Annotated in this window: 1 protein-coding gene; it reads left to right on the top strand. The window is 44.5% G+C overall.

Annotated elements, in window-relative coordinates; all coding sequences use genetic code 11:
- Positions 1–906, top strand: a 906-nt coding sequence (locus tag KGF70_RS16940; RefSeq protein WP_253955636.1) for an IS30 family transposase, incomplete at its 5' end; no start/stop codon positions are given.
- Positions 907–925 lie beyond the last annotated feature (19 nt).

Genomic DNA, 925 nt, shown 5'->3' with positions numbered 1-925 from the left:
GGTAAAAAGGCTTATCTAGTGGCCCCAGCGCTCCATCGGAGTGCTGAAACTGTGTATCGTATTTATCGGTTTCTTGACGCTGGCGGTACGATTATTGATTACCAATGCCACTATCGAAAGCATAAACAACATTGTGGGCGTAAACCAATTCAACTACGCCCTGATGAACTGGCCTATATTCAAGCCAAAACTCAAGCTGGTTGGCAACCAGATACCATTATTAATCGCCAAGAACGGGCTTTCAGCTGTGGGGTTCGAACCCTTTACCGCCTTTTCAAACGCGGTGTTTTGGGGTTGTCGACCAAAGATTTACCGATGCACGGCAAACGGCACCCTAATGGTTACATTGAACGCCGTGGGAAAGCGGGTCAATTGGGCAGGGATTTAAAGAATCGTTATCAGGAATATCCTAATTTTAATCAAGAATTCGGCCATTTAGAAGGTGACACGGTTCAAGGTAAAAACCATCAGGGTGCGGTAACCACGCTGGTTGAACGACAAACTAAGGTCGCAATTGTGCTGAATTCGCATACCAAGTCGGCACACGATGTCAATCGTAGTTTAGCAGGATGGCTTTCGAAGCTGCCACGACACCTATTTAAGTCAATTACGTTTGACAATGGTAAGGAGTTCGCCGGTTGGCGAACCATTGCTAACCAATTTGATTTAAATATTTACTTTGCCGCTGTCGGAGCACCCAATCAACGTGGTTTAAATGAGAACACCAATGGTCTGCTGCGTAAAGATGGTTTACGTCACAATCTTATTATGGACCAGCTATCAGACAGATTTGTTCAAGCAGTTGCCAGTCGACGAAACCACATCCCACGAAAAAGTTTGGGTTACCAGACACCTCTGGAAGCATTCATCAGTCAGATTACAGATGAACAGTTAAAAAATTTCTAACTTAATTTGACAATTCGGG

The sequence above is a fragment of the Lactiplantibacillus sp. 7.2.4 genome, assembly GCF_018991185.1.
Taxonomy (GTDB): domain Bacteria; phylum Bacillota; class Bacilli; order Lactobacillales; family Lactobacillaceae; genus Lactiplantibacillus; species Lactiplantibacillus pentosus.
This window is presented reverse-complemented; position numbering and strand designations above follow the sequence as displayed.